Source organism: Thermus tengchongensis (assembly GCF_021462405.1).
Lineage (GTDB): Bacteria > Deinococcota > Deinococci > Deinococcales > Thermaceae > Thermus > Thermus tengchongensis.
Genome location: NZ_JAKEDU010000011.1, coordinates 49,978 through 56,778, shown reverse-complemented (window position 1 = coordinate 56,778; position 6,801 = coordinate 49,978). Strand labels below are relative to the sequence as shown.

The window sequence follows — 6,801 nt, the reverse complement described above, 5'->3', positions numbered from 1 at the left end:
GGAACGCTGCGGACCGCAAGACCCTGGTGGACCTGGTGTCCCGGTACCGGGAGGCCTTGGACCTGGGGGAGGTGGTGGTCCTGGACGGGGCGGGCTACACCCGGGAGAACCTGAAGGCCCTGGGGTCTTTCCCTTGGATCCTGCGGGTGCCGGGCACATTGCGGGAGGCCAAGGCCTTGCTTGGGGAGGAGTTTCCGGAGGGGGCGTGGGTTTCCCTGGCCCCGGGGTACCGGGGGCTGGAGGTGGAGAGGACCTACGGGGGCGTACGGCAGCGGTGGGTGTTGGTGGAGAGCGCGGCGCGGGGGGAAGAGGAGAGGGGCAGGCTGGAGGAGCGGATAGGGCGGGCGCAAAGGGAGGCGGAAGGGGTCCTGCGGAGGCTTTTGGCGCGGCGGTTTGCCTGCGAGAGGGATGCCCGGCGGGCTTTGGAGGAGGCGAGCCGGGGGCTGGCCTACCACCGCCTGGTGTACCTGGGGGTGCGGGAGGAGCGGCGGAGGGGAAAGGTGGGGCGCCCCCGGAAGGGGGAAAGCCCTTTGGGGGTGGGGTACCGCCTTTTGGCGCGGGTGGAGCGGGACGAGGGGAAGGTGGCGAAGGCGAAGCGGGGGCTGGGGAGGTTTCTCCTGGCCACCAACGTGCTGGACCGGGAGAGGCTCCCTTTGGGGGAGGTGCTTGAGCGGTACAAGGGGCAGACGCGCACGGTGGAGCGGGGGTTCCGCTTTCTAAAAGACCCCATGTTCTTCACGGGGAGCACCTTTTTGAAGCGGCCGGAGCGGGTGATGGCTTTGGGGATGGTGATGGCCCTGGCGCTGCTGGTGTACGCCTTGGGGGAGTGGGAGCTGCGGCGGAGGCTTGAGGAGGAGGGGGAGGGGGTGCCGGACCAGAAGGGGAAGCTCACCGCGAGGCCCACCTTGCGGTGGGTGTTCCAGCCCTTCTGCGAGATACGGGCTACGCCCGTGACCTGGTTGCGTCTGGTGGTCCTGGAAGGACGGGTGGCGGTGCTAAACCTCAAGCCCCATCACGAGCGGGTGGTGCGCCTCTTGAGGGTGGAGCGATATTACCTCCTGGAGTGAGAGGGGTGCGGAATGTGGGCTCTAGCACACCGCTCGAGAACATCGGTTGCTCAGCGCGTACCCACTTCCTGGACAGATAAAAGGGGCGGTGGTTCATCTCGTGGCAAGGTGATCCTGCGTAGTGGTTAATCAGCAAGATGTTCATAGTAGTCCTCAAAAACACGCTCTTTTGATTCTCTACCCTCTAAAAGCCATTCGCCACAATGGTTGCAATTCTGATCCCCGCGGTGCCCTCACCGTAGGGAGAAGCCTTCGCTCCTTCCCACTGTCGCAAAAGAGCATCAACAACCACCTCTACGTCTAGAGGCGGATATACCACGTTCCACCCCAACTCCACCAGCTCTACCCACTCTGTTTCATCTCGGAGCGTAACACATGGCACCCCATAGAAGAACGCTTCTTTCTGCACACCACCAGAATCCGTGGCAATGAGGCGGGCATTCTTTTCCAGCATTGCCATATCCAGGTATCCCACCGGCTCAAGGCTGAGGACCTTATCTAATAACTCAAAACTTGCACCTCCCGAATACCCTGCATAAACACCCCCTTCCCCCCGCAGGCGGGGGCCAAAGACCCAAAGCTCCCAGCTCGGCCATGAGGACCCGCAAGACCACCTCCGGTAGCAGCAGGCGCGCCGTCTCCCGCCCAGCCTCCCGCCAAGAAAGACCTCTCCCGGCTGGAGCTAGCCTCACCCAGTGGGCCAGCAGGTAAGCCAGGAAGGACAACACCAGAAACCGATGCACCCCCAAGGCCGTCCGCTGCCCAAAACGCCCCAGGGAAAACTCCCCCTTCATGGTCCGGAAAAAGTGCTCGATGGTAAACCGCCGCCGCCCCCACACCAGCACAGTCCGTGGCCCCGCGGGAAAGGTGGCCACCACGTACCGCCACTCCCACCCTCCCCCGGGTAAGGGATAGCGGTACCTGCTCACCCACACGGGAAAGGGAAGTCCCCGCAGGTGCACCCGGCTCCCCTGCCGCCTGAGCCCAAAGAGGGGAAGCCCCTCCCCCGTCTTCTTTGGGGCCCCCACCCCAAATGAACTCCCGGTCCCGCCGCATCCCCACCACCGCTTCCAGACCCAACCCCCGCACCCCCACAAGAAACCGGGCGGTGCCGAAGGCAGCATCGGCCACCACCCGAAGGTGGAAGGACTTGCGCATCCAGGGGGGCAGGGAGGCCAGAAGACGCAGGGCAAGGAGGGAAAGGGCCTTCTCCTCCTTCCCCCGCCACACCCGGTAGGCCCAGGGGATGCGCAGCTCTCCCAGGACCAGATAGAGCACCACCAGGTGGAGCCCCCACTTGCCGTGGAAAAAGGAGAGGGGCAAGGTGGGGAAGAGGCCTCGCTTTTCCAGGGTCACCAGGTCCAGGACCAAAAGGAGCCTGGGCTTGGGCCCCCGCTTGGGCCTGGCCCGGTGCAGGGCCTCTTGGGCTTCTTGACGGGCCAGGCGGATGAGGGTGCGGGTGGGCCAGGGATAGCGGTTGAGGAAGCGGGAGAGGGCGGTTGCTTTGCCCGTAGGGCAAACAGATTTGCGTAAGCAAGAAGGGGACTTGGTCCTGCTGTGCTGGGGCCTGGCTTTGCCGTGGCCGGTGAGAAGGAGGAGAAGAAGCGCTTTGAGGGATTCGCGGAGGTGGGGGGTTGGCAGGAGGGCCAGGAGGGTCCAGAGTAGAGAATGGGCCGTCTGGTGCATGGCACCCTTCATCCGAAGGGAACCGGGCGGCCCTTTTCAAGTGGTCCCCTGGCGCATGGGTATGCGGGGGGTGGATAAGTGCAAGTTTTGAGAATATCCGAGAGAGAGGAGAGGGTGATAATATGTTTGTGTGAGTGTGCGCAACAATAGCATGCAGCTGGAATCGGTGGAAGCTTCCTCTGTGATCCGGGAGCAGGAACGGAAAAATCGTTCAGGTGATGATGACCTCGAGCCTAGTTGTTTACTTATGTCTAGCGCTTTATTGCAAGCTAGCGGCATTATTCTGACAATCGCCCTATTCAGGTTCCGTCGATTCTCTCGGCATTTTTTTAGTGCATCTATTGCTCTATCCATTATATTCCCCCCTTTCGGATATTCACCGCATACCCCCTTGACAGGCCAAAGGAGAAGGGGGTGTTTGGTAACGTATGGAAAAACACCAAACACCCTCCTCCATCCTACCCCTGCCCCTGGAGGACCTGGTCTCCCTCCTCCAAGCATGGCTCCAAGCCCGCTTGCCAGTACCGGAGAGAAAACCCGGCAGGCCCAGGACCTTCTCAGACCTCAGCCTTCTCCTCTTCCAACTGGTCCGCGCCCTCCTGGGCTTCTCCACCCAGCGCCTGCGCCGGGAACTGGCCCGCAACCCCCAGCTCCGCAGGCTCCTGGGCTGCTGGTGGACCTGGACACAGGGGAGGCGCTGGCTCTGCGGGTGACCCCTGCCCCTTCCCACGACTCCCCGGTGGGACGGGGGATGCTTCTGGTGACGAGACACAACCGAAGACGGGGGAGGTCCAAGGGGGAGGGGCGGGTAGCCAACCTGCGGCGGCGGAGGAGGGGTGCGTACCGGAGGCTTTTGGGGCGGTGGTGGGAGGTGGAGACGGTTTTTGGCCCGCTGAGGGGGCTGAAGGCGGTGGTAGGGCAGGTGGAGGCGTGGATGATGGCCTGGAGCGTGGTGGCCCAGCTTCTTGGGGAGGCGGGTCTGCCCATTGCCCGGGTGTTGCTTGCGGTGGCGTGAGCTGGGTATGCGGGTGAATATCCGAAAGAGGTGTCTGTTTTCTATAAAGGGAACCACTTCCCAAAAGGTGGGTTGAATGGAGGGTACATGAAGATCGCGTACATAGCACACGTTAATTTTTCAAGAAGCAGTGGGGTTGTAAAGAAAATACTGTCACAGGCTACTTGGTGGAGGCAGTTTGGGCATCTCGTGCGGGTATTCTGGCTGACCAGGAAGGAGGAATTGCAGGCCGGAGCTTCGGAGTGGGAAGAGTTTATTGTGTATAAGGGTGGCCCCATGTCTGCTTCGCGCCATCTGGCATTAAGGGACCTGGGGTACCGCGTCCGAAGCTGGTCCCCAGACTTGGTATATTTGAGAAGAGACATGGTGTACCCCACCTATGTGGCTCTAGCGGAGGCATTCCCAACGGTAGTTGAGATTAACTCCGATGAGCTTGCAGAGTTACGCTTATACAAGCAGTTTGCCCACTACGTCTACCACTCTTTATCGCGGCCTCTCTTGGACAGGAGGGTAAAAGGATTTGTATTCCCTACAAGAGAGCTTGCATATTCCTCTTATTACAGGAGAGTCTTGGCTCATAAGAAAGTTATTGCCAATGGCATTGATTTTAGGGTTATCCCAACCCTACCCCCAGCGGTGAATGAGAAGCCTGTGCTGGTATTTCTTGGGGAGGTTGCACCGTGGCACGGCATAGATAAGATTTGCCGGTTAGCCCTTGCATTTCCTGATTGGAAGTTCCACTTGATCGGGGTGGAGAAGGTGGTGTGCGCTTCGGCAAATGTAGTTGCCCACGGCTTTCTCACAAAAGAACAGTATTTGCCTATAATTGCCACAGCCGATGTGGGGATAGGTACCCTTGCCCTTCATCGGAAGGGTATGAACGAAGCATCACCCCTAAAGGTGCGTGAATACCTGGCTTTAGGACTGCCAGTTATCATCGCTTATGACGATACGGATTTTCCAGAGGGTGCCCCCTTTATTTTGCGCTTGCCGAATACGGAAAATAATATAGAAGGCTCTTTAACGGAGATTAAAAGGTTCGTGGAAGAGTGGAAAGGTAGGCGAGTTTCAAGGAGTGCGATTTCCCACTTGGACCTAGCAGTTAAAGAGAAAGAAAGGCTTTTGTTTTTTGAACAGGTGCTTGCATCGAGTGATCGCACCTAAGAGACGGTTGTAAAAGTCTTGCACCCTTGAAGGGCGCAGAGGACACGCCCATCCCACCCCAGCGACCTCAGCGATGAGGAATGGGCCATCCTTGAGCCCCTGATCCCCGCTCCCAAGCCCGGGGGTCGCCCCGCCAAGGTGCCTCGCCGAGAGATCGTCTTTGGGGCCCCCACCCCAAAGGAACCGCAACTACTTCCGCAAGGGGCAAAAAGGTCAGCCGAAGGCTAGCTTGTAAGGGTTTGGGAGAGGGCAGCTCAGGCCCTGGTCCGGCGGGACCGGGAGAGAGAAAGGCGGTATGCCTCTCCCAGCGCCCTGGTGGTGGACAGCCAATCGGTGAAGACCACGGAAAAGGGGGGCCCCGAGGCAACGACGGGGCCAAGAGGGTGAAGGGGCGGGTCAGCCGAAGGCTAGCTTGCAACGCCAGGTGGTGGTGGATACCGGGGGGAGGATGCTCTGGGCGTACGTTCGCCCTCCTTACGCCAGGCTATGCCCGTGACCAAGCCGTTGCCCAAGCGGTGGGGGATGGGGCGGACGTTGGCGTGGTTGGGGAGGAACCGGAGGTTGAGCAAGGATTACGAGCAGCATCCTTCCGTCAGCGAGGCGTGGTTGTACTTGGGCATGCTACGCTTGCTGGTGAAGCGGCTGGCGAGGGCCGCGTAAGGTGTGGTGGGGGACTTTTACGACAGCCGCTGGTGATGGAAGCTTATACTTTACTTTCCTGTCGAGGGGCAGTGCCCGCACCCATGCATGGTGCGCTTATTGGCGGTACGGCTAGGTAGGTTCAATAGGGAGGTGCTGCGTGGTGTACATTGCTGGGTGGTTGCTGAGTTATTGGGGTGCGATGCTGTGGTATATGGGCTTGCGGAGTAAGTTGGTTTTCCTGCCTGCCCTTCTTTATGTAACAATCGTAATTGTAATACGCTACAGCGGTACTGATACCTTTGGAATCTATGAGCAGTTGCTGGGGCAACTTTTAAGGGGTGAGCAATCTCTTTTCCTTAGCGGGTGGGAGCCTGCCTTTGTAGCGGTTTCGAAAATTTTCTTGCATATAACCCAATCTGAGGTCTGGTCGGTACGTGCCATTGGGTTGCTCTTTATGGCTATGTTGACTCTCTTTTACATGAGAGCCGACAAAACAGAACAAAAAGTCTTTTTCCTTTACCTTTTCCCTGCTTTTGTGTATCAGCTGGGTATGAACGCTGTTCGCTTTGGGCTTGCTTTTACCTTCATTTTATTGGGGTGGCAAGCCTTAAGGCGAGGAAAGTTTTGGGCATATGTTGTTCTTAGTTTGACAGCCACTTTGTTCCACTACTCTGCTGCTGTTATCGCCCTTTTGCTCTTTCTATTGGAAATAAACTTGAAAAGGCCGGCAGTTGTGGCTGGAGCGACGGTCTTTTTGGTTGGGCTGCTTCTTTTAGCGGTAAGTAGGCAGGAGTATTTGGAAGCAAAGCTATTTCTATATGCGGATTACGCCTCACCATCCGTGTGGTCGGGCTTGTCCCGCTCGTTTGCAGTCACTACAATCCTTTTTGGATTCATTATGCCATTTGATGTACGGAGAATGAAGGTAGCGACCTTGCTGCTTATGCTAACCCTTTTGGGGCAAGGTCTTGCTCTTTTCTCCTACGCCGGATTGCGCATCCTGGACATATTGGCTGCTAGTATCCCCCTAGTTCTTTTACGCTGGCTTGATCGTAACGGACTAGCCCCCTCTAAAGCCTTTTGGTTAGGTTTGACCCTAGCAGGTATAGCAAGTTGCTTCTTCTTGTACAGGAATTTCCTTTCCGATTACGATGGCCAGCTGACGGGTACGTTAACACCCTTCTTGCCGTATAGGACGGTTTTCAACTACAATCCCTGAGGGGTCGC

6 protein-coding genes and 2 pseudogenes are annotated in these 6,801 nt (G+C 58.3%); 6 read left to right on the top strand and 2 right to left on the bottom strand.

Annotated features, from left to right (window positions below; all coding sequences use genetic code 11):
• The coding region (locus L1087_RS11345) for an IS1634 family transposase (RefSeq protein WP_234558993.1) at positions 1-1,067 on the top strand (1,067 nt) is incomplete at its 5' end.
• A 184-nt stretch (positions 1,068-1,251) separates the two neighbouring features.
• Here L1087_RS11345 and L1087_RS11340 read toward each other — a convergent pair.
• On the bottom strand, positions 1,252-1,542 hold the full coding sequence (locus tag L1087_RS11340; RefSeq protein ID WP_326490730.1) for a UDP-N-acetylglucosamine 2-epimerase: 291 nt from the start codon (positions 1,540-1,542) through the stop codon (positions 1,252-1,254).
• Positions 1,543-1,573: 31 nt separating this feature from the next.
• A pseudogene (locus tag L1087_RS13330) lies at positions 1,574-2,753 on the bottom strand (transposase).
• Positions 2,754-3,181: 428 nt separating this feature from the next.
• On the opposite strand from L1087_RS13330, the gene L1087_RS11330 reads away from it, so the two are divergent.
• The 5 genes and pseudogenes from L1087_RS11330 (at position 3,182) to L1087_RS11315 (ending at position 6,793) form a co-directional block, all read left to right on the top strand.
• Positions 3,182-3,466 carry a hypothetical protein gene (locus L1087_RS11330; protein ID WP_234558988.1) on the top strand — a complete coding sequence of 95 codons (285 nt, stop codon included), beginning with the start codon at positions 3,182-3,184 and terminating at the stop codon, positions 3,464-3,466.
• A complete protein-coding gene (locus L1087_RS11325) occupies positions 3,427-3,768 on the top strand; it encodes a hypothetical protein (protein WP_234558987.1) in 342 nt (113 codons plus the stop codon). Before L1087_RS11330 ends, L1087_RS11325 begins: the two co-directional genes overlap by 40 nt.
• Positions 3,769-3,855: 87 nt before the next feature.
• Positions 3,856-4,932 (top strand): glycosyltransferase family 4 protein, encoded by a 1,077-nt coding sequence (locus tag L1087_RS11320; RefSeq protein WP_234558986.1) that lies wholly within the window; start codon positions 3,856-3,858, stop codon positions 4,930-4,932.
• A gap of 276 nt (positions 4,933-5,208) precedes the next feature.
• A pseudogene (locus L1087_RS13415) lies at positions 5,209-5,307 on the top strand (IS5/IS1182 family transposase); the annotation flags it as partial.
• Positions 5,308-5,731: 424 nt separating this feature from the next.
• On the top strand, positions 5,732-6,793 hold the full coding sequence (locus L1087_RS11315) for an EpsG family protein (RefSeq protein WP_234558985.1): 1,062 nt from the start codon (positions 5,732-5,734) through the stop codon (positions 6,791-6,793).
• Positions 6,794-6,801 lie beyond the last annotated feature (8 nt).